Source organism: Planktophila warneckei (SeqCode), assembly GCF_965234675.1.
Classification (GTDB): domain Bacteria; phylum Actinomycetota; class Actinomycetes; order Nanopelagicales; family Nanopelagicaceae; genus Planktophila; species Planktophila warneckei.
The window spans coordinates 514,604-535,698 of sequence record NZ_OZ248350.1 but is presented as its reverse complement, the minus strand read 5'-3'; the positions used below and the strand labels follow the sequence as shown (position 1 = coordinate 535,698).

Annotated in this window: 18 protein-coding genes; 15 read left to right on the top strand and 3 right to left on the bottom strand. The window is 46.0% G+C overall.

What is annotated here, in order from left to right; genetic code table 11:
• The first annotated feature begins 29 nt into the window (after window positions 1–29).
• Both AC8GFU_RS02875 and AC8GFU_RS02870 read left to right on the top strand, forming a co-directional pair.
• On the top strand, window positions 30–1,280 hold the full coding sequence (locus tag AC8GFU_RS02875; protein WP_506627000.1) for a SulP family inorganic anion transporter: 1,251 nt from the start codon (window positions 30–32) through the stop codon (window positions 1,278–1,280).
• The gene (locus AC8GFU_RS02870) at window positions 1,268–1,753 is read left to right on the top strand and encodes a YbaK/EbsC family protein (RefSeq protein WP_506626999.1); all 486 of its coding nucleotides are present in this window, start codon (window positions 1,268–1,270) and stop codon (window positions 1,751–1,753) included. Before AC8GFU_RS02875 ends, AC8GFU_RS02870 begins: the two co-directional genes overlap by 13 nt.
• Here the strand turns inward: AC8GFU_RS02870 and AC8GFU_RS02865 are convergent.
• Window positions 1,750–6,519, bottom strand: a complete 4,770-nt coding sequence (locus AC8GFU_RS02865; RefSeq protein WP_506626998.1) for a YDG domain-containing protein — start codon at window positions 6,517–6,519, stop codon at window positions 1,750–1,752. The two genes, AC8GFU_RS02870 and AC8GFU_RS02865, sit on opposite strands and share 4 nt — an antisense overlap.
• 244 nt (window positions 6,520–6,763) lie before the next feature.
• Here AC8GFU_RS02865 and AC8GFU_RS02860 point away from each other — a divergent pair, with 244 nt between their 5' ends.
• The 5 genes from AC8GFU_RS02860 to AC8GFU_RS02840 all read left to right on the top strand — a co-directional run bounded on the left by AC8GFU_RS02860 (window position 6,764) and on the right by AC8GFU_RS02840 (window position 11,358).
• Window positions 6,764–7,309 carry a TetR/AcrR family transcriptional regulator gene (locus AC8GFU_RS02860; protein WP_506626997.1) on the top strand — a complete coding sequence of 182 codons (546 nt, stop codon included), beginning with the start codon at window positions 6,764–6,766 and terminating at the stop codon, window positions 7,307–7,309.
• Entirely contained in the window at window positions 7,306–7,959 is a 654-nt protein-coding gene (locus AC8GFU_RS02855; RefSeq protein ID WP_506626996.1) for a spheroidene monooxygenase, read from the top strand. The genes AC8GFU_RS02860 and AC8GFU_RS02855 overlap by 4 nt, the downstream gene beginning before the upstream one ends.
• Window positions 7,960–8,043: 84 nt before the next feature.
• On the top strand, window positions 8,044–8,793 hold the full coding sequence (locus AC8GFU_RS02850) for a carotenoid biosynthesis protein (RefSeq protein WP_506626995.1): 750 nt from the start codon (window positions 8,044–8,046) through the stop codon (window positions 8,791–8,793).
• 7 nt (window positions 8,794–8,800) lie between these two features.
• Window positions 8,801–9,865: a glycosyltransferase family 2 protein gene (locus AC8GFU_RS02845; RefSeq protein ID WP_506627165.1), complete on the top strand. Its 1,065-nt coding sequence runs from the start codon at window positions 8,801–8,803 to the stop codon at window positions 9,863–9,865.
• Window positions 9,862–11,358, top strand: coding sequence for a phytoene desaturase family protein (locus AC8GFU_RS02840; RefSeq protein WP_506626994.1), 1,497 nt, complete (start codon window positions 9,862–9,864; stop codon window positions 11,356–11,358). Before AC8GFU_RS02845 ends, AC8GFU_RS02840 begins: the two co-directional genes overlap by 4 nt.
• On the opposite strand, the gene AC8GFU_RS02835 is transcribed toward AC8GFU_RS02840, so the two are convergent.
• Entirely contained in the window at window positions 11,318–11,941 is a 624-nt protein-coding gene (locus tag AC8GFU_RS02835) for a CDP-alcohol phosphatidyltransferase family protein (RefSeq protein WP_506626993.1), read from the bottom strand. The genes AC8GFU_RS02840 and AC8GFU_RS02835 overlap by 41 nt on opposite strands.
• Window positions 11,931–12,782 carry a methylenetetrahydrofolate reductase [NAD(P)H] gene (metF, locus tag AC8GFU_RS02830; RefSeq protein ID WP_506626992.1) on the bottom strand — a complete coding sequence of 284 codons (852 nt, stop codon included), beginning with the start codon at window positions 12,780–12,782 and terminating at the stop codon, window positions 11,931–11,933. The genes AC8GFU_RS02835 and metF overlap by 11 nt, the downstream gene beginning before the upstream one ends.
• A gap of 22 nt (window positions 12,783–12,804) precedes the next feature.
• Between metF and AC8GFU_RS02825 the strand changes: the two genes are divergently transcribed.
• The 8 genes from AC8GFU_RS02825 to AC8GFU_RS02790 all read left to right on the top strand — a co-directional run bounded on the left by AC8GFU_RS02825 (window position 12,805) and on the right by AC8GFU_RS02790 (window position 21,094).
• Entirely contained in the window at window positions 12,805–13,878 is a 1,074-nt protein-coding gene (locus tag AC8GFU_RS02825; RefSeq protein ID WP_506626991.1) for a polyprenyl synthetase family protein, read from the top strand.
• Window positions 13,878–15,362, top strand: coding sequence for a phytoene desaturase family protein (crtI, locus tag AC8GFU_RS02820; RefSeq protein WP_506626990.1), 1,485 nt, complete (start codon window positions 13,878–13,880; stop codon window positions 15,360–15,362). Before AC8GFU_RS02825 ends, crtI begins: the two co-directional genes overlap by 1 nt.
• A complete protein-coding gene (locus tag AC8GFU_RS02815; protein ID WP_506626989.1) occupies window positions 15,363–16,265 on the top strand; it encodes a phytoene/squalene synthase family protein in 903 nt (300 codons plus the stop codon).
• Between the two features lie 96 nt (window positions 16,266–16,361).
• The gene (gene pnuC / locus AC8GFU_RS02810; RefSeq protein ID WP_506626988.1) at window positions 16,362–16,937 is read left to right on the top strand and encodes a nicotinamide riboside transporter PnuC; all 576 of its coding nucleotides are present in this window, start codon (window positions 16,362–16,364) and stop codon (window positions 16,935–16,937) included.
• Window positions 16,918–17,409, top strand: a complete 492-nt coding sequence (locus AC8GFU_RS02805; protein ID WP_506626987.1) for a uridine kinase family protein — start codon at window positions 16,918–16,920, stop codon at window positions 17,407–17,409. The genes pnuC and AC8GFU_RS02805 overlap by 20 nt, the downstream gene beginning before the upstream one ends.
• 55 nt (window positions 17,410–17,464) lie before the next feature.
• Window positions 17,465–19,363, top strand: coding sequence for a Stk1 family PASTA domain-containing Ser/Thr kinase (gene pknB / locus AC8GFU_RS02800; RefSeq protein ID WP_506626986.1), 1,899 nt, complete (start codon window positions 17,465–17,467; stop codon window positions 19,361–19,363).
• Window positions 19,364–19,367: 4 nt separating this feature from the next.
• On the top strand, window positions 19,368–20,231 hold the full coding sequence (locus AC8GFU_RS02795; RefSeq protein ID WP_506626985.1) for a deoxyribonuclease IV: 864 nt from the start codon (window positions 19,368–19,370) through the stop codon (window positions 20,229–20,231).
• The gene (locus tag AC8GFU_RS02790) at window positions 20,231–21,094 is read left to right on the top strand and encodes a DMT family transporter (protein WP_506626984.1); all 864 of its coding nucleotides are present in this window, start codon (window positions 20,231–20,233) and stop codon (window positions 21,092–21,094) included. Before AC8GFU_RS02795 ends, AC8GFU_RS02790 begins: the two co-directional genes overlap by 1 nt.
• Window position 21,095: the final 1 nt, after the last annotated feature.

Here is a 21,095-nt window from a genome sequence, read left to right as displayed (position 1 = left end):
ACTACCTAATTCAACTCTTACAATCAGGCATGTTCTTCTCGTTTTGGCCACGGCTTAACGAGTTTTCTAGAACCCGAAAAGACATCACTGCAGATTTAATTGCAGGTATAACCGTTGCAATTGTTGCTCTTCCCCTAGCTATTGGCTTCGGAATCACATCAGGAATGTCGGCTGCTGCTGGATTAACCACTGCAATCATCGCTGGATTCCTGGCTGCTGTATTTGGTGGATCCAAGTTCCAGGTCAGTGGTCCCACCGGTGCAATGACAGTTATTTTGATTCCTGTTATTCAAAAGTATGGACCAACAGCAATCCCGGCACTTGGTGTGATGGCAGGCGTCATGGTTGTTCTAATGGCGATCTTCAAGCTTGGTGCGATTATCAATCGAGTTCCTTGGGCCGTAGTTGAAGGCTTCACCGTTGGTATTGCACTTGTTATCTCGCTTCAACAAATTCCACTCGCATTAGGAATTGCAAAGGGCGAAGGCGATAAATCTCTTCCCGTTGCTTGGCACACAATCCAAAACGCAATCAAAGCAGGAATCAACACAACATCACTTCTAGTTGTTGTGTTAACCCTTCTGATCAAATTCAACTTCCCTCGTTTGGCAAAGAAGCTTCCATTTCATGTCCCCGCAAGCTTCGTATCCCTGTTGCTTGTCACCATTATTGTTAAGACTGCGAACATCGATGTTGCGACTATCGGAACTATCCCCCGCAGCATCGGCACGTATCAATCTCCAACATTTGCCGACTTCAATAACCTGTTAGTACCTGCTCTTTGGATCGCGCTACTTGCCGCGGTTGAATCCCTACTCTCTGCACGTGTTGCCGATGGCATGGCGAAGGAAGAAAAACACTTCGAACCTAATCGAGAACTGTTCGGACAAGGTATTGCAACACTTGCAGCATCTGTCATGGGTGGAATGCCAGCAACAGGTGCAATTGCTCGTACCAGCGTAAATGTGCGATCACACGCTAAATCCCGCCTCGCATCTGTATTTCACGCACTAGTTCTTCTACTCATTGCTTTGATCGCAGCACCATTGGTTAGCTACATTCCAACAGCAGCAATCGCAGGGGTTCTATTGGGCACTAGTTATCGAATTTTGAATCCCGCATCGATTATAGAATCTCTACGAACAACTAAACCAGAAGCGACAACCCTTGCTGTTACCGCTGTTTCTGTTCTTGTGATCGACCTTATTTGGGGAATGGCTATTGGAATTGCTCTTCATTTAATTCTGGATCGTATTAAAGTGCGCACATGGAAGGCGTAAAGGAAAAAGCTGCGGTTAAGCGAGTTTTAGTTGCACTGCATGAACACGGCCTTGAGGGCGAAGTTCATGTGCTTTCCGATAGTGCTCGTACCGCTCAAGAAGCAGCATCGGCATTAGGTATTGAAGTTGGGCAGATCGCTTCTTCGCTTATCTTTAAACTTCCAGATGATTCGCCTCTTTTGATTATTACAAGTGGTCGCCATCGCGTAGACACAGACTTAGTTGCCAAGAACTTAGGTATAGAAAAACTCGGACGAGTTGATGCTGACTACGTGAAGGAAAAATCAGGATTTTCAATTGGTGGAGTCGCACCAATTGGTTGGGTCTCCACCGCAACGGTTCTCATTGATCAAGCGCTCAATGATTATGAAGTTGTATGGGCGGCAGCTGGCCACCCACATGCGGTGTATCCAACTTCGTACGCCGAATTGCTTGAATGCACTGGTGCCCAACCAATGGTTGTTGGCGATTAGCTTTTGAAGCCATCCACTCGATAACTAACCGCTACCCACTTGGCGCCATTAGCTGCCTTTGGTGCCTTTGACGATGGATACAAGATTGTTGATGTGACTATGGTTTTCTTCTGAGCCTTGATCAATGCACAAACAGCCTTTGCTTGTTTAGAAGCTAATGCCTTTGCCTTTGAATAGCTTGTGTTCTTTGTGTAAATGTATCCAACACAAGTAACTTTCGCCGTTGGCTTCAACTTTGAAACATACTTTTTCAAGTATGAACTGTCATATGTGCTCAGTTTCAGAGAAGTAGAGATTGAATACAAGGTCACATTTGGAACTATCTTTCTAGCGGCCAACAATGCCGCCGCGGCTGCATCTTCTGCAGCTTTCTTTTCGGCGGCTGCACGTAGATCTGCTTCTGCCTTTTCTTGCGCCATTCGCAACTCTTCGGCAATTCGAGCATCCTCTTGTGCTTTATCTTGAGCCGCCTTCAACTCTGCATCAGCCTTTGCCTGAGCATCCGCTAATTCTTGCGCGGCCTTTAACGCGGCAGCTTGAGCCGCTTCTGCAGCAGCTTTATCTTGTGCCGCCTTTAGATCAGCCGCTGCTTTTGCATCTGCTGCAATTTTCTCTGCTGCAGCCTTCGCCTTCGCTGCTTCCGCAATTGCGATTGCGGGATCAGGCGTTGGTGCTACATAAACAGTGCCACCTCCGCCGCCACCACCACTTGGAGCAGGTGTTGGAGCGGGTGCTGATGGAGTTATTGGAGACGATGCAGTACTTGAATCGCTAATTCCGATTGCGTTGGTTGCAGTGACCGTAAATGTGTATGCAGTTCCGTTTGTTAAACCTGAAACTGAACATGAAGTAGTTGTACTTACGCAACTCTGTCCGCCACTGGAAGTTGCTGTATATTCAGTTATAGCAGAGCCACCGTCTGAAGTTGGAACTGTCCACGAAACAGTTGAAGTTGCATTACCTCCAGATGTTGCGGAAACTCCCGTCGGGGCATCAGGCTTTGTCAAAACAATTACAACCTCAGGGTCATCTGTGATTCTAACTTCCGCAGATCCATCTTGAGTGGCTGTGCCAAGAAGAGTTACAACATCATTAACAATGGCGTAAACCTTTGCGCCTTTCTTAATTGTCCCGTTACTGATAGTCATAGTTACAGGCTTACCCGTTTGCGTAGTTGGAACTGTAGCGTCAGGTGCTAACCATGCGACAACTAGAGACAGCACGTAATTGGATCCCACCAACAGTGAATTAGCTCGGGTGGGGTCTGTTACTTGATAAATATCCACCAAAGTTTGATGCGGAAGCGCACCGGCGGGAATGGAAATAGTTACAGTTCCATAATCGCCAGTACGTGTGAAGGTATCTAGATATTGAATATCCGTTGTTATGGAGCCAATCTTTGTTGCTGAACCCATCCCGTTTAATGAGTTCTGAATCCAATGAGCCCAGTAGGTGGTGTCTGCCACTGGAGTAATTCCACCGTTAACTTTTGTCCCACCAATCGCAGATGTAAACCATCCCAGGAATGTGAAGTTACTTCGAGTTGGAGCAGCCTGATTAATTGGCGAATCGCCGGGGACGAAATTGACTGTCACGGTTGAGGTGTCACTACTTGTGAAATTAGATTTGAATGAGATCAAGTATGACGAAACGATATCTAGCGTTCCTGTCACATAACTAAGGTTGTAGTTATCACCAGCACCTAGGACACCAAAAATTGCAGCCGAAGGGGTAATTGTTGAAGACCCAACTGTCGTGGGAGGCGTGCCTGTGCCGGTCGAAGAAAAGCTGTAAGTGACGGCAGTAATTGAATCAGATCCAGCTAATCCGCTTGTACTGAATGCAGGTGTGTATGAACTACCTACGGCGATTGTTGAACTCGTTGCAGTAACTGTGGCGCTCTTCTTAGTGATATTTGCAGTGACAGTTGGTTGGGTTAAACCGTATTTCGACGCATCAGCACCTGTGAGCGAGTAACCACTAGCCGTAACAGTCTTTGAATCCCCTACGGATGCATTTGCAAAAGCGAAGGTGGGAGTTCCAAGTAAAGTCACAACATCACTATTAATAATTCCGGACAAGGTAGCGGTTCCTGAAACTGTGCCAACAACCCCACCATCAAAAGCTCTATTGACGCCGGAAAGTCCAGTAATAGTTAGCGTCTTCGCTGCGAAAGCGATATTTATTAACCCGGAAGTTGCACTCGCATAAGTAGCATCTGCAGCTTTAGTCACAGAGATCTGACAAGTTAGTGCGCCTGTCGCCCTTAAAGTAGTTGAGGTCGGGAGCGAGCAACCAGCAGTAGAAGTTGCATATGTAAGTGCTCCAGTACCCGAGCCGCCAGTAGAAACAAGACTTATATCTGTTCCATATGTGCCGCTCATTGAGGTAATCGTTAAATCATTAGCTTGAACGCCAAGAGTAGTAAAGGCACTCTGCGAAGATTCTGCTGAATTTTCCGTGCTGGTGCCATCCCCGATGGCAGATATTGAAACCTTATAACTTGTCACATTTGATAAACCAGTAATTGATGATCCTGAGATGTAGTTAGCCACTGTTTGCAGCAAAGTTGTTCCATTGCTCGCATAGATTTTAAGTGTGTGAGAAGTAGCCTGTACCGATGATACATAAGAGACATTTATTGAACTAGAAGTAATCGAACTTATCGCAGGAGCGCTTGGCGTAGTTAAGGTCAATTTTTGTACTGTAAGCACTCCTTCCACAAAAGTTAAATTCGAGTAGGTGTCACTAGTAAAGAAAGAGCACTTCACCCACCATTGTGCAGCTGTACCGCAGATAGCATCAACCGGATTTTTAAGTGTGTAACGGTCGTTATCTACATTTGCATTATAGAGTTGCGTGTAATTCGTATTCTGCGCCACCCATTCATTAGTGATGGGGGTAGGGCCACCAGTAGGTCGAGAAGTTGATGTGCAAGTAATTGGATACGTACCAACTGCTGCACCTGTCGTGTATGTCGATGTGCAGCCCACGCCCCAAGCCGTTGTTGCCCCATTCGCACCATTCGAAATCGAGTGATTTAACTGACCACTTGCAGCACCAAAGTTAATAGTTTTGTTAGTTGCGGTTACCGTAACTGCACCCGAATTCGGGCAAAAAACATAACCACAATCGGAATCAATAGTTATTTTAGTTCCATTTGTCGTTTGATCAAAAGAGTTGTAATTGGTACTTCCATTGAATTTCACGTGCAATCCGGAGATTGCGATTGCCTGGGCGGTTGGATACATGCTTGCAGAATTGAAACTGCATGTGTAGTTTCCAGCTGCGGTGACAGTCGAACCGGAACAAACTTCATCTCCTGCACCATTAATTCCATAAGCCGTGCTTGCTTTAAATACTTTCCACGTTCCAATGCCTGCCACTGCATCGGCAGGAAATGTCATAGTAATTGTGTAAGTGGCACCATAAGTAAAAGCGCCTGTGCTAGATGCAATAGAGAAAGGGAAGACTAGTGACTTCTTGGCAATAACTACTGTGATTTGCGCTGAAGTTATTGATCCGTAAGTTCCATCCCCTGCCTTAGTAGCTGTAATAACGCAGTTACCAGCACTTGTGTTTGAAAGTACATCGCCGGAGACGGAGCAATTCCCAGAAACGACCGTGTATGAAACCGCACCTGTGCCACTTCCACCTGAAGTGCCGAGTGTGGTTGTTGATCCAAAGGTTCCAGACGCTGAATTAACTGCCAAGGGCGACTGATTTAAGAAAACTGTGAATGATTGCTGCACTTGCTGAGCTGCGTTGTAGCTGGCATTCCCTGCCTGATCTGCATTGATCGTACATAGTCCAGCGGCTACTAAAGTCACGGTTGAGCCTGAAACAGTACAAATTCCGCTTGTTGCCGAAGTAAATGCGACGGCGAGTGCACTTGTTGAACTGGCATTGACGAGAAATGGACTCATGCCCAAGGTTTTATTGCTTAGTGTGGCAAATGCGATTGTCTGATTAGCCAAAAACGGTGTTTCGCTTGAACTAACCGGGGATCCATTGGTTGTGATAGTTCGAGAAAAACTTGAATCATCAGTGGTTGCATTGCCTTGACGCATGTTTAGGAGAAGTTGAGTCTGAGTACCCGTAATAGCGGAGATATTAACTCCGCTACTCTGCGTGGCCGTCAACTGCGACGTAGGAACTGTAAAATTGCCTGTATAGACCGCTACACCCTTGACATATCTAAAATTAGTTATATTCCCCGAGAATGTCTCGGTGTCACCAAATTTTCGTCCAATTCGAAGGTAGGTACTCGTTGTCGGAGTAAGTGCAGCAGTCGTGCTGTAAGTTAATTTACTTTCTCCATTTAAGTAGACAACCCAACTAGTGCTTCCAGTTCTTACAAATGCTATGTGATTCCATTGGTCCTTCGGTAGTGCTAAATCTCCATCTGAAATCCATGAGCATTTGCCCCACCTTAACTTTCCATTTCCGATTGTCGCGTCAATACCATCACACCCTGATCCCCCATTGCGTGTTACAAGCATTCCCATATCGCCTAAGGTGTCATTTGTGTATTTGAACCACCATTCATAAGTCAAAGAGTCGCTTCCCGGTGCCACAACTGTGGTACTTAGGTGCTGGTCATTTGGGCCAGCTGTTCTTGTGAATGCGATGCTTCCGGGATCACCGTTTGCTGCATTAGCTGGCGCAGGCAGTAATAAGTAAAAAACTTGCAGTAGGCCGAGTAATAGGAATAACGAGAGAACAAATGAGACCAATGTATTTACAGACTTAGAGGAAAATCTCATGAAATAACTCCGCTGGGTGAAGGTGTTGGGATAACTGAATAAAAGAATAGCATTCGTTTATAGAGGTAACGCTCTTTTATAGGCTAGTGTTTCCGTTGTCAGGGGAACCTTCAATTTTCAGCCAATCGAGGTCTAAACTGTGTTTGTGCCCACGAGAAAGAAGCCGACGCCCCCAAATGCTGGGCGTAAAAGCGCCTATGTAGCGCGAAATCGGGCTGCTCTCCTGCGTGCGAGCCAGAGGGTCTTGGCTGAGATTGGCCCTGAAGCGAGCATCGATCAGTTTGCTGAGGCTGCCGAGATTTCGGTGAGCACCATCTATAAACATTTCGATAATAAAGAGGCACTTATATCTGCAGCTTTCATCGAGGCTTTCCGCGATTGGGAACTATGGGCAGATACCCAGCTTGAAGGTATCGAAGATCCACTTGAAGACCTGGTTTTACCTATGCGTCTGTTCTTGCGCGTAAAGAAAACCCATCCAATGTATGCGGCTATGTCAGCTCGCAACTTGGCGGATATCCCAAAGTATTTCCACGGTACCGAAGAAGGTCTTGTTGAGCACATCGCAGAGCTGATGAAAGCAAAGATTATTGAAATTGAATCTCCCGCAATCCGTATTAGGAGTATCTCTGCCTGCTTGCTTGCTGGCCTTGCAGATCAATTATTAAATCCAGCTACAACAGAAAAAGATGCGGATGCCACAGTTGAAGTTATATTGTCGATTCTAGGAATATCGCCAGCAAAGGCAAAGAAATTGGCTCATGGGCCAATGCCTGACTTAACCAAATGATTGTTGCTTACTTCTGGACAATTAAGCCATCGCGCTTTTTAAATGCAATTCACGCAATGGGCTTTGATCGTTTCTTCCTGATGGCAGATAAGAATGTTTCTTTTCATAAATCATTAGGTACAGGAAAAGGCGAAACCTTTACACCAAGTGATGCGAACGCGCTGCAGTGGGGTTTGATTGCATCTGTTGAGGATTTTGAGAAGTTTGATAACTCATTTGTCGTAAAGCGTTGGCGCAGAATTTCACAGTCAGAGTTTCGTGCATTACTTGAACCGATTTCATCTCATGGCAAGTGGGCAGGCAAAGAACCCTTTATTGCAACTGCCAAAGATTGGGATGGACAGGTTGCTGCAATTACACGAGCGCGAATTAAGTGGAGTCAGAACTTTAGATTCTGGAAATCAGTTCCCCCTGTCACAATCTCACTTAAATCAGCGCCAGGATTAGTCGCCGCTATTGGAATTGGTGAAGCCCCAATTGGATTACAGGGCACTTTCTCGCTGTGGGAATCTGCTGCTGCGATTCGCGATTTTGCTTACAAGGGCGCAGCGCATCAAAAGGCGATTGCTGATACATCTGCCTTTAACTGGTATTCAGAGGAGCTTTTTGCACGCTTTGCCGTGCGTGAAGTGCGCGGCTCAATTAAGTAAGTTCAGCGCACATAGGGCAGACTTACACCTATGTCGATCCGCCATTACACCCCAAGACGTAGAGCACGTGGTGGCGCATCTCCCATGTTAATAAAAGCAATGGCTGTTGCACTTGGTGCAACTATCTTCATGCAAATTATGTATCCATTATCTGATGGTGGATTTCTTGGCGTCATAACAATTGCATCTGTTTACGCAGGCGCCCTTGCCATGTTCTTGCACGGTATTGCTGCATTTGGTGCGCGCTATGGCTGGACCATGTTGGGTATTACATTGGTTTTTGGTTATGCGATTGAACAACTTGGAGTTTCAACTAGCTGGCCATTTGGCGAGTATTCATATTCATCTACTTTGGGTCCAAAGATTTTCTCTGTTCCGTTAGTGGTTCCCTTTGCTTGGGTGATGATCTCGCATCCATGTCTGGTTGCAGCTCGCCGTATTGGTAAGTCATGGGTCTTTTTATATGGCGCATTGTTAATGATGGCGTGGGATCTATTTTTAGATCCGCTTATGGTTTCAGCGGGACGTTGGACTTGGGTAGTTAAGGGCTCCCATATTCCATTCCAGCCAGAGATTCCGGTATCAAATGCTTTTGGTTGGTTGTTATCTGGAATGTTCTTAATGACAATTCTGCATTTTTCTACACCACGTGAACGTCGAAAGGTTGGCGGTTCTTTAGTTGCAGCCGATGTGATGTTGTTCTGGACATTATTTTCAGGGTTTGTCGGCAACTTGTTCTTCTTTAGCCGTCCTGGAATCGCCTTATTTGCTGGATTAATCATGGGTGTATTACTTGCGCCTTACTTCTTTAACCGATGGGTCGGAAGACCGTAACCCTTTGATGATCCTCTTTTTCTTAATTCCTTTGATCCTGCTGACTATCGCAGCTGTTAACTTTGTTCAGATTCGAACACCTAAGCAGGCATCAGAGTTTCAGGAATCAGTTGGCGTCGTGGTTCCGATGCGCAATGAGGCTGAAAATGTTGAAGGTCTAGTTGCAACCCTTGCAGCACAAAGTGGGGATATGCATTTTTATTTACTAGATGACAGCTCAGAGGATTCAACGTACGAGCTGCTGCAGAAATTCACCGCACAGGATTCACGTTTTACAGTGATTAAAGGTGCTGCCTTGACTGATGGATGGATCGGTAAAACTTGGGCACTGCAGCAATTATTTGAAGCATCAAATGAAGATGTTCTTGTATCGGTCGATGCAGATGTGCGCTTAACTAACGACGCAATAGCAAAAGCTGTGTCCACGATGCGTGGAGCACGTTTAGATTTTATTTCTCCGTACCCACGACAGATTGCACTAAGTTTCGGCGAGCGTTTGATTCAGCCATTACTTCAGTGGTCATGGCTATCAACTGTTCCACTTAGAAATGCCGAAGGTTCTCGTCAGAAATCAATGGCGGTGGCAAATGGCCAGTTCTTTGTTGTTCGACGCTCGGCGCTGGACTCAATCGGCGGATATGTATCTGTAAAGCATGCAGTTATTGATGATGTGTTCCTGGCACGCGCTTTGATAGAAAGTGGTTCATCAGGAACAGTGATTAATGGTTCAGATATCGCCGAGACCCGCATGTATGCATCATGGAATGAGATTGAAGCAGGGTATGGAAAATCTTTAAACAAAGCTTTTGGGTCAATATTCGGGGCAGTGTTAGTGATTGCCTTCTTATTTGCTACAAGCATCGCGCCATTAATTCTTGGTCTGCTCGGCAATACTTATGGCTGGTTAGGTTTTGCTGCGATTGTTGCCACACGTGTACTAAGTGCAATCAAGAGTCGCGGAAGAGTTCTAGATAGCGTGTTGCATCCAATATCTATCGCTGCGTTGATTTATCTGATTGTTTACTCATACTTAATGCGCGGAACTGTTCAGTGGAAAGGTCGCACAGTATGAAGATCGTTGTGATTGGCGCGGGTATGGGCGGCATGACCGCTGCTGCTCGCTTGTCACGCGGTGGACATGAGGTTGTTCTGTATGAAGCATCTGGGCAAGTTGGCGGAAAGTGCCGTACTGAATGGATTGGAAAGGTTGCATTTGATACCGGTCCATCTTTATTAACTTTGCCAGCTGTTTACAAAGATTTCTTTCAGCGCACAGGCAAGCCAATGGGTCTTGTGTGCCCAATCGAATCTGTAAATCCCTCATTTGATTACCGCTTTGCAGATGGCAGCAATGTGAAGTTTGCGAATTTGTCGCGCAAAGAAACTTTGGATGCAATCACTACAAGCTTTGGCGCAGATAGTGCGGGCCAGTGGGATCGCATCATGAAGCGCGCAGAGCGAATGTGGGATGTCAGCCGTGGACCGTTTATCGAATCTGAACTTAAATCCCCCCTTTCGCTGATAAAGCGAATCACTTTTCTGCGCGATATGAAGATCATTGCGCCCTGGAAAACATTGCGTGAGCATGCAGATGAGATTCTGAAGGATCAACGCCTTCGTTACATCATGGATCGTTACGCCACATATAGCGGATCAGATCCACGTAAAGCACCAGCGGTGCTTTCAACAATTGCTTTTGTGGAAGAGAGTTTCGGTGCATGGCATGTAAAGGGTGGCCTTGGTCAGTTAACTGAAAAGGTGTACCAACGTGCCATAGATGTCGGCGTTACTTTCCATCTGAACTCCCCTGTTGCCTCAATTACAACTAAGGGAAAGAAGTCCACGGGTGTTGTTTTAGCTGATGGAACAGTGGTTGAAGCAGATGCGGTTGTCGCTAACGCGGATGCATCGCTGGTGTACAACAAGCTTATTACTGGGCATAAGCGCTTGCTGAAGAAAGCCCGCAAAAACATAGCTAACGCAGATGTTTCAGTTGCAGGATTTTCCTTGCTGTTGGGCATGCGTAAAGATCCAGATCAAGTGTTAAATCACCACACAATCTTGTTTCCCGAAAATTATGATGCTGAATTTGATGCGATCTTTACCCATGGCAAGCCAGTAGAAAAGCCCACAATCTACATCTGTGCTCCGCAAGATGAAGCGATGACAAAAGATGAAACTTTAGAAGGTTGGTTTGTCTTAGTTAACGCACCGACCCATGGCCAGTTTGATTGGAGCAACGCTGACTTTGCTCGTGATTACGCAAATAGCATCATTGATCAGATTGAAGCTCGTGGAATCTCAGTGCGTGATCGTCTGGAATCTTTTACAATTAGAACTCCGGCAGATCTGGAATCAGCTGTCATGGCTCCAGGTGGTGCGATTTATGGAACTTCTAGTAATGGGGCACGTGCTGCCTTTATGCGAGCAAAGAATCGTTCGCCGCTAAAGGATTTGTACTTAGTGGGTGGTTCTGCTCACCCTGGTGGCGGTTTACCGCTTGTTGGAATTAGTGGAGATTTAGTTACTGAAGCAATTGGCTACGAGAAAAACGCACGACACTAACAAAACTGTAGATCTGCACAGCTAGGAATGCGATTGAAAGAGCAGTTGCGCCAGGCAATGACAACTGATTCAAAATCAAAACAATAAATAAGAAACTTGCACGAACTGGACGTTCTGCAGGAGTTACTACCCCAATATCGCTAACACCAAGTGAGATCAGCTTTGCGCGTGCATACTCTTGGAATGCAGCAATACTCCATAAAGTAATGGGAATCCACGCTGGAACACCGATTGCGTAGAGCGCGTAGAACCAAAGCGCCTCGCTGATGCGATCTGCAACCGAATCTAGCGTTGCGCCCCACTTGCTATCACGGTGTTGGAAGATGGCAACGCTTCCATCAATACCATCGCAAAACAGTGAAAATACTAAGAAAAATATCGCCCAAGCAGAATGTGCGGTCAACGCTGTAGCAACTGCTCCGAGCAAACCAAATAATGTCAGCGCGTTAGGAGAAATTCGAAGCAGTGTGCAGATCAAACCAAAACGGTAAGAAATATTAAGCCAGCCACCAACGATGCCAGTGGTTTCGGCGTCGCTATGAAGCGAGCTCCACTTAGCTCTGAACTCATCCTTATTTAGCATTGAGGTTTCCAACAATTTCTTTAGTAGCGGTCGAACTATTCATTGTGTAAAAGTGTAAGCCTGGGGCGCCGGCGGCAACTAGCTGCTTGCATAGTGATGTTGCTATCTCTACGCCTAATGCGCGCACCGCTGCAGGATCGTTTTCTACCCTTGCAAAGGCATCTGCAATATGGCTTGGGATTGGAGTTCCACCAAGTTCAGCCATTCGGTGCAATAACTTCACATTCGTAACAGGCAAGATGCCGGGAATGATGACTAACTTAGAGCCCCGTTGTGCAAGACGATCTACTAATTGCGTGTATCGATCTACATCAAAGAAAAATTGTGTTGTGGCAAATGTTGCACCGAGTTCTTCTTTACGAATCAGCACATCAATATCTTTTTCGAAATCACCATGTGATGCAGGGTGGCCATCAGGAAATGCCGCAACACCAATTGTGAATCCGCCAAACTCATCTGCTAATTGCACCAACTCATCTGCATGATTGAGGCCACCTGGTGTTGAAGTCCATGGTGCACTTGGTCCCCCTGTTGGATCTCCACGCAAAGCCAAAATACTTGTAATGCCCGCTTCTTTATAACTATGCAAAATTGCCATTAACTCTTCGCGGGTAGATCCGACGCAGGTCAGGTGAGCAACAGTTGAAATTCCGGTTCGCTTAGTAATTTCTTGAGCAATTCGAATAGAGCGATCCCGGGTTGATCCACCGGCACCATATGTAACAGAGACAAAGTCTGGGGCTATTGATTTAAGCCCTTCAATGGCAGCCCATAACCGTTCTTCACCCTCAACATCCTTTGGAGGGAAGAACTCAAATGAATACGAAATGCGCGATGCCACTGAGTGAGGGTACCGTTACCACGTGAGTTCAGAGCCGAAGACAACCTTAAAGAGCGTGCGCAGCGCCGTTGAAGAAGAGTTAAGCATCTTCCTTAACCGCGAAAGTGCGTATCTGAATTCGATCTCATCAGACCTATCCCCTGTCTCAGATTCATTGACATCCTTCTTATTAGATAGTGGAAAACGACTTCGCCCATTGTTTGCATATGCTGGTTTTGTTGCAGCTGGTGGAAATCTTGAAAAATCCGCAATCCGCACAATGGCGGCGTTAGAACTTTTACAAGCTTGCGCATTAATTCATGATGATTTGATGGATGGTTCAGATACTCGTCGTGGCAAGCCATCGATTCATCGTCACTTTGAATCGGTGCATGTGCAGGAGCAATTAGATGGATTTGCGCCTCAATATGGATTATCAGCTGCGGTACTTCTTGGCGACCTTGCGCTTGTGTGGTCAGATCAAATGTTAAACACCGCAGGTTTAACAACTGAACAATTTGCGCGCGTACTTCCTTTTTATAACGAGATGCGCGTTGAACTAATGGCCGGTCAATTCTTAGATATTCATGAACAAACACAAAAAGATACAAGTGTTGAGCGTTCAATGAAGATCGCACGCTACAAATCAGGTAAGTACACAATCGAGCGTCCGTTGCACTTAGGTGCAGCGATGACATCATCATCAAAGGAAGTTACCGACGCACTTTCTGCATACGGATTGCCGCTAGGCGAAGCCTTCCAGCTTCGCGATGATTTGCTTGGCGTATTTGGCGATCCATCAGTTACTGGAAAGCCTGCTGGTGATGATCTTCGTGAAGGCAAGCGCACTGTGTTAATTGCTATGACACATGAACGCCAATCCCCAGCACAGTTAGAGATTTGCAAAAAGTACTTCGGAAAGCCAGATATCGATGCTGAAGGCGTTGCAATCTTGCAAGACATTATTGAATCAACAGGTGCGCGAGCAGAGCTTGAAGCAACAATTGATCGCCTGACAGATCAAGCATTAACCGCTGCACAATCACAAGTCTTTACCGATGATGGAAAAGCATTGCTCGTCGAGCTTGCAAACATCGCTACAAAGAGGAGTTCTTAATGCCTGCACGTGTCAAAGGTCCTACCGATCATGTCGTCATTGTTGGCGCAGGCTACGCAGGTCTAAGTGCTGCACTTCGCTTAGCTGGCGCTGGACGCAAGGTAACTGTGATTGAACGGGAATCAGTTCCTGGCGGTCGCAGCGGTTTATTAAATAAAGATGGTTATGCATTTGATACCGGCCCAACTGTTTTAACTATGCCTTCACTTATCCAAGATGCATTTAGCTGCGTCGGAGAAGATATGAAGGACTGGGTTGAACTCATGCCGGTTTCTCCTTTGTACCGTGCCTTTTATGCAGATGGTTCACAGATCGATGTGCATGCAAATACAGCGCAAATGGAGGCTGAGATTGCAGAGAAGGTAAGCCCTGAAGAGGCTGCCGGTTACGCACGTTACGTAGAGTTTGTAACTAAGTTATACAAGTATGAGATGAATGATTTCATCGATCGCAATATTGATTCACCACTTAACTTGTTAACTCCAAACCTTGCGCGCTTAATTGCATTAGGTGGATTCCGCAGATTGTCACCAAAGGTGAATCAGTTCTTGAAGGATCCACGCTTGCAGAAGGTGTACTCATTCCAGGCGATGTATGCAGGTGTAAGCCCACAACAAGCTTTAGCAATTTACGCAGTTATCGCTTACATGGATTCAGTAAATGGTGTGTTCTTCCCTAAGGGTGGCATGCATGCAGTTCCTCGTGCGATGGCAGCTGCTGCACAAAAGCATGGCGTTGAATTTAAGTACAACACCACAGTTTCAAAGGTAGATGTTCAGAATGGTCGCGCAAAGGCTGTAATTACTACTGATGGTCAGCGCATTGAATGTGATGCATTAATTTTGAATCCAGATCTACCGGTTGCATGGCGCGATTTATTGGGCAAGACCCCACTTTCTGTAAAGCGTCTTAACTACTCACCATCATGCGTAACTATGTTGGTTGGTTCATCTAAGAAGTATGACTTTGCTGCTCACCACAACATTCACTTCGGAGAATCATGGGATGGCGTCTTTGATGAGCTTATTAAGCAGAAGAAGCTCATGAGCGATCCCAGTGTGCTGGTAACTATTCCTTCTAAGGATGATCCTTCTTTGGCACCTGATGGAAAGCATTCGTATTACGTGCTGTTTCCAACCCCTAACTTGGATGCAGATATTGATTGGAATAAGCAGGCAAAGCCTTATCGCGACCACATGATTGAAACATTGGAACATCGTGGTTACACCGGCTTTGGTGATGCGATTGAAACTGAAGTTTTAACAACTCCGCTTGATTGGGAAGCGCAGGGAATGGAGCGCGGTGCACCATTTGCTAGTGCACACACCTTCTTCCAGACAGGTCCATTTAGACCACGTAATATGGCGGCAGGAATTGAAAACGTTGTATTTGCTGGCTCTGGAACACAACCAGGAGTAGGTGTACCAATGGTTTTGATTTCTGGACGCCTAGCGGCAGAGCGCATTGTGGGTCCGGTTAAGTAAATGGATGAGTTAACCGCTGCTGGGATTACAGATCCCGATCTTCGTGCTTCATATGAAGAGTGCAAGCGACTTAACGCATTACATGGCAAGACTTACTACTTGGCAACCTTGTTGCTTCCAAAGGCAAAACGTCCGTTCGTACATGCGCTGTATGGCTTTGCACGTTACGCCGATGAGATCGTTGATGATCTTGCATCGGAACTAAGTGTTGAAGAAAAGGCAGACGCCCTTAGCACTTGGGGCAATGGCGTTCTTGCCGATTTAAAAAAGGGCACAAGTAATGATCATGTTGGACGTGCACTGATCGACACCGTCAAACGCTTTGATATTCCGCACGAGCACTTTGAAGCTTTCCTGCATTCAATGACTATGGATTTAACTGTGCAGGAATATGAAACATACGAAGATTTACTGGAATATGTGTATGGATCTGCAGCGGTTATAGGTCTTGAAATGGTTCCAATCCTTGGCCCATTACATAACGATGCATATGAGGCAGCAAAGAAGCTTGGTATTGCCTTTCAGTTAGCAAACTTTATTCGCGATGTTGATGAAGATTTAGATCGTGGTCGCGTGTATCTGCCGATTAAAGAGCTTGCACAATTTGGTGTAACCCGCGAAATGCTGGAAGAACGTGTGTTAACTCCAGAAATTATTGAAGCTTTGAAGTTCCAGATCGCTCGCGTCCGTCAATTGCAAGCAGAATCTGCTGCTGGAATTGCAATGCTTGAAGCAACGAGCCGCCCATGTATTGAGGCTGCAAGCACTTTGTACTGCGGAATCGTTGATGAGGTAGAAAAGATTGGTTATGACATCTTCAATCAACGTGCAAAAACTTCGACAGCTCGAAGAGTTCGTGTTGCTGGAGGCGCATTCATCAAGCGCCAGCTGGTTTCACGCTAGAGTAATAACCACGGGAGCCCACAAGGCTGAGAGGGTCTGAAATTCAGACCGACCGATAGACCCGTCCGATAATGCGGACGCGGAAAGGAATACATCGTGTCAACCACTTTATTTACAGCATGGGGCTATGAAGTCTCAATCCTTGAATTTATTGCAGCGCTTACATCTTTTGTTGGTGTGTGGCTTGGAACAACTGGCAAGCGAATCACCTGGCCATGGTGGGCGTTAAGTAGTGCTCTATATGGAGTTTTCTTTTATCAAGTAGATCTCTTCGCATCAGCTGTATTGCAAATCGTATTTATCATTGCAGCTGTTTACGGCTGGAAGGATTGGGCACCAACTGGTGCAGTTCCGGGAAATATGAGTAACCGCAATCGCCAATACATCGCAATTGGAACTGTAATAAGTGTTGCAGCGCTTTCACCGGTGCTTGCAAATATTGGAGCTGCAGCAACTTGGTCTGATGCATTTTTACTCATTGGGAGTCTTGTTGCACAGGTAATGATGGTGTACGAAAAGTATGAATCGTGGGTTGTTTGGTTTGTCGTGGATTTAGCCGGAACTATTGAGTACGCATTGCTTGGATACTGGTTTACAGCGGTGTTGTACGCAATGTTTACTGTAATTGCTGTTATCGGTTGGAAGCGCTGGCGTGACTCTCTTAGCTATTGATGGGCCGGCTGGAGCTGGAAAGACAACCCTTGCGGCGCAGTTAGAAAAAGAGTTTTCTGCCACGGGTTCGGTTCGCGTTGTTCATCTTGATGATTTATATAGCGGCTGGACAACAGCGCTAGGTAATGACTTAACTGAAGTGTTAGATCGACTTGCTTCGGCGCATTTGGCGGGCCAACCCTGCACGGTAAAACTCTTTAACTGGATCAGCATGAGCTTTGATCGCGAAGAGGTTATTGAACCAACTGATGTATTAATCCTCGAAGGAGTTGGCGCAGCCCAAGTAATTGTGCGCGATGCGGGAGCTATTACTTATTGGATTGATGTAGAACCACACATTGGATTGCAGCGTGTTTTGGAACGAGATGGATCAGTTGTCGAGCCATTTATGAAGCAATGGCAGTTTGATCAAGATAAACACTTTGCACGTGATGAAACCCGGGAAAATTGCGAGTTTAAACTCACTTCATAACCTTTTTGGGCGCGCCCTCAGCACCTGCCACAGGTGCGCTCCATAAAATCTGCACATGTCTGATCTGACCGGAGAGCTCATTGATGGGCGCTACCAATTGCTGCGTCAGATGGCCAATGGCGGAATGGCTTCAATCTACGAAGCGCTAGATACCCGTTTAGATCGCAAGGTTGCAGTCAAGATCATGCATCCACATTTAGCTCAGGATGAAGCATTTGTTTCTCGCTTTATCCGCGAAGCGAAGGCTGCTGCTGCGCTCTCACATCCAAATATTGTCGCTGTGCAAGATCAAGGGTGGAATCAAAGCGGAGTACCTGCAGTCTTCTTAGTGATGGAGTTAATTGAAGGCCACACACTCCGTGAGTACCTCAATGAGCGCGGACGTTTTGAAATTAAAGATGCAATTAATTACTTAACACCCATCTTGTCCGCTCTTGCCGCGGCTCATGTACTTGGAATTGTGCATCGCGATATCAAGCCAGAAAACATTTTGATATCTAAAGATGGCCGTATCAAGATTGCAGATTTTGGATTAGCTCGCGGTGAATTAATCGGCACAACTATGACCGCTGAGTCCAGTGTGATTCTAGGAAGCGTTTCCTACCTATCTCCCGAGCAAGTTCAGCGAGGAATCGCAGATTCTCGCAGCGATGTATATGCGGCCGGAATTGTGGCGTATGAAATGTTTACAGGAGAAAAGCCATTTAATGGCGATTCACCAATTCAGATCGCCTACATGCATGTGAATGAAGAGATTCCACGCCTTCGCAGTAAGCGCAAAGAAATCCCGCAAGCGTTGGATGATCTAATTGCAAGTGCCACAGCCAAGAATCCAGATGATCGTCCACGCACAGCCGCTGAGTTTCTGGAACAACTTCAAAAGATTCAGATTGAAATTGATCCTAAGAAAAACCAGCTGGACCTTGGCTTGGATCTTCCGGTTGAACCTATCCGCGAGAAGTCACGCAAAAAGGCAAAGGAAGAGCCCGTTAAAGAAGAAACAACACCTGTTAAGGAATCTACCCGCGAGATAAAGCGTCAAGAGGAAAAAAAGAAGCGTGCAAGCAAACGTGTACGTCGTAATCGCAAGGTTGCATTGATCCTTGCGATTGCAATTGGAGTTGGTGGTTGGTGGACATTAATTGGTCCTGGCTCGCGTGTAGTTGTTCCCTCAACAGTTGGTGGCACTTACGACGAGGCAATGAACTCATTTACCCCACTTGGCTTAACAGCAGTTGTTGTCGAGAATCGTTATGACGAAGAGATTCCAAAGGGAAAGATTATTCAATCGATCCCCGAAGGTGGCGGCAAAGTTGATGCTGGCGGAAGCGTTAAGTTAATTGTTTCAAAGGGTCCTGAGCGTTACACAATTCCTTCCGTAAAGGGCTTAACCCCAGAAGCTGCGCAAGCAGCAATTACAAAAAGCCCGCTGACCGTTGGCACAATTACTGAAGTATTTAACTCTGATATTCCAAAGGGATATGTAATCTCGTCTACACCAATTTCTGGAACAGAAGTGAAACGAAATGCAACAGTTGACTTAACAGTTTCAAAGGGAATTGAACAAGTCGCACTTGCTTCATACCTTGGAAAGAGTGGCGAGCAAGCGTTGAACGAACTAACACAAGCCGGGTTTAATGTTGAAGCAGGTTATGCATTTAGTGAAACAACTCCTGAGCTAGCTGTTATTTCACAAAATCCTGCAGGGGGTGCAACTGCAAATAAGGGTGGCAAGGTTTCTATTCTTATTTCAAAGGGTCCTCGCTATACATTTATTCCGAAGACTGTAATCACAATGGAAGCAAATGCAGCTAAAGCAATGCTTGAATCTCTTGGCCTAAAGGTGAAGGTTGTCAGTATCGGAAGTGCGAAGAAAAAGGTAGTAAAGAAGGTATCTCCTGCGGTAAATACAAAGGTATTACGTGGAAGTTTGGTGACGATTACCGTAGGGTGATCCAATGCCTACACCAGTTAAAAAGCCTCGTATCGGTGCCCACACCCCTACTACTGGTGGAATGGCCAAGCGCTCAATCGCATACGCCCAAGAAATTGGCGCCGAAGCAATTCAAGTATTTGCATCCAGTCCGCGTACGTGGGCGATGCCTGAGGCTAAGCCTGAATTAGATGAAGCATTCAAGATCAAAGCTGCCGAACTAGATATTGAAACTTATGTTCACGCACCGTTTTTGATTAACTTAGGTTCACCTACAGAGGCAACATATTTAAACTCTTTAGCGTCAACTGAATACTCACTTAAGCGTGGAGCTGAAATTGGCGCACTTGGCGTAGTAATTCATACGGGTTCTGCTGTGGATGTGAACCATGTTGAAAAGGCGTGGAAGCAGATTCATGAAGGCATGATGCCAATCCTGAACGCACTTGGTGATGATGCTCCTTACCTGTTGCTTGAACCAACAGCTGGTCAAGGTCAATCACTAGTAAAGAAGTTAGATGATCTGGAAATGTATTTGAAGGCACTTGAATACCACCCAAAGGTTGGTATCTGTCTTGATACCTGTCACGTATTTGCCGCAGGCCATGACATCTCTGTTAAAGGTGGAATGACTGCAACTATCGATCTATTGGTAGAAGTTGCCGGTATCGAGCGCTTCCAACTAGTGCACGCAAATGATTCGATGGATGTGTGCGGCGCGTTAAAAGATCGTCATCAAAATATTGGTGATGGTCACATTGGCGTGGATCCCTTTAAAGAACTACTTTCACATCCCGCGGTTGCAAATGCGCCGCTTATTCTTGAAACACCAGGCATGGAGCCAGAACACGGCAAGGAAGTTGCGTTACTGAAGAAGCTCCGCGGCTAATGTCAGCTCGCCACCAACTGCAGTTAAAGCTTGCTCCATGGGCGCTTTTATCAGTTGCCGCAGCATGGGGTTTTGCCTTCGTGGTTATGAAGGATGCGATTGAGCGCCAAACAGTAAATAACTTCTTATTTAGCAGATTTATCGTGGCTGTAGTTGTAATGCTTTTGATTCGCCCTCAGTGCATTAAATTCTTTAATAAAGATTTACTGCTTCGTGGATCTATGGCCGGATTGTTCCTAGGTAGCGGATACATTCTGCAAACTCTTGGCCTAGAACGCACAGGCGCGGCAATCACAGGATTTATCACCGGTTTATATGTTGTCTTTACTCCATTAATCGCAGCAGTTGTCTTGAAGGCTCGAATCTCAAAACTGACACGGGGCTGCGTTGCGCTTGCGACAATTGGTTTAGCGTTGCTGTCATTGAATGGTTGGTCAATTGGTATTGGTGAACTTCTTGTTCTAGGAAGCGCCTTTGGATTTGGTGCTCACATCATCGCTTTAGGTAAGTGGAGCAATGGTCGCGATGCCTATGCGATGACAGTTGTTCAGCTAACTGTCTGTGCGATTCTTTCAGGTATCGCATCAGCCTTTGAGGGCGGATATCAATTACCTCCCGATAGTGGCGTGTGGGCAACAGTTATCTTTACCGCTGTTGCCTGCACCGCAGTTGCTTTCGTTATTCAAACCTGGTCTCAGGCTCACATGAGTACAACCAAGGTCGCAGTTATCTTGACCATGGAGGTTGTCTTTGCGGCGATCTTTGCTATCGCTTTTGGTGGCGAGACCTTAACCTTGCAAAAAGCGCTGGGTGGCGTAATGGTTGTCATCGCAATGTTTGTGATTGTTATTAAGGAATCGTGAG

Coding starts and splice junctions, on each gene's coding strand:
- AC8GFU_RS02835 (WP_506626993.1), bottom strand. CDS start 11,941: ATGCTAAATAAGGATGAGTTCAGAGCTAAGTGGAGCTCGCTTCATAGC.
- AC8GFU_RS02790 (WP_506626984.1), top strand. CDS start 20,231: ATGTCAGCTCGCCACCAACTGCAGTTAAAGCTTGCTCCATGGGCGCTT.
- crtI (WP_506626990.1), top strand. CDS start 13,878: ATGCCTGCACGTGTCAAAGGTCCTACCGATCATGTCGTCATTGTTGGC.
- AC8GFU_RS02795 (WP_506626985.1), top strand. CDS start 19,368: ATGCCTACACCAGTTAAAAAGCCTCGTATCGGTGCCCACACCCCTACT.
- AC8GFU_RS02815 (WP_506626989.1), top strand. CDS start 15,363: ATGGATGAGTTAACCGCTGCTGGGATTACAGATCCCGATCTTCGTGCT.
- AC8GFU_RS02850 (WP_506626995.1), top strand. CDS start 8,044: ATGTTAATAAAAGCAATGGCTGTTGCACTTGGTGCAACTATCTTCATG.
- AC8GFU_RS02840 (WP_506626994.1), top strand. CDS start 9,862: ATGAAGATCGTTGTGATTGGCGCGGGTATGGGCGGCATGACCGCTGCT.
- AC8GFU_RS02870 (WP_506626999.1), top strand. CDS start 1,268: ATGGAAGGCGTAAAGGAAAAAGCTGCGGTTAAGCGAGTTTTAGTTGCA.
- pknB (WP_506626986.1), top strand. CDS start 17,465: ATGTCTGATCTGACCGGAGAGCTCATTGATGGGCGCTACCAATTGCTG.
- AC8GFU_RS02855 (WP_506626996.1), top strand. CDS start 7,306: ATGATTGTTGCTTACTTCTGGACAATTAAGCCATCGCGCTTTTTAAAT.
- AC8GFU_RS02845 (WP_506627165.1), top strand. CDS start 8,801: ATGATCCTCTTTTTCTTAATTCCTTTGATCCTGCTGACTATCGCAGCT.
- AC8GFU_RS02875 (WP_506627000.1), top strand. CDS start 30: ATGTTCTTCTCGTTTTGGCCACGGCTTAACGAGTTTTCTAGAACCCGA.
- AC8GFU_RS02865 (WP_506626998.1), bottom strand. CDS start 6,519: ATGAGATTTTCCTCTAAGTCTGTAAATACATTGGTCTCATTTGTTCTC.